The 236-nt window shown below is 68.6% G+C and carries 1 protein-coding gene; it reads left to right on the forward strand.

All coding sequences use genetic code 11. The features are described from left to right. A partial coding sequence (locus tag SB751_RS35235; protein ID WP_410749644.1) for a LysR family transcriptional regulator occupies nt 1-236 on the forward strand: 236 nt, incomplete at both ends.

A 236-nucleotide genomic window follows, 5' to 3' on the forward strand; every position in this document is an offset into this window, starting at 1 on the left:
GCAGCCCAACGTGAGCCGCCTGATCGCGCAGCTCGAACGCGACACCGGCCTCAAGCTCTTTCAGCGCGTGGGCGTGCGGCTCATTCCGACGAGCGAGGGCGAGGCGTTCTTTCGCGAAGTGGAGCGCGCGTATGTGGGTCTGCAAGGGCTTGCGAACGCGGCGGCGCAGATCCGCAATCTGGGCAGCGGTCGGTTGCGCATCGCGGCGATGCCGTCGGCCGGTCTCACGCTCGTGC

The sequence above is a fragment of the Cupriavidus sp. SIMBA_020 genome, from assembly GCF_046535395.1.
Classification (GTDB): Bacteria; Pseudomonadota; Gammaproteobacteria; order Burkholderiales; family Burkholderiaceae; genus Cupriavidus; species Cupriavidus campinensis.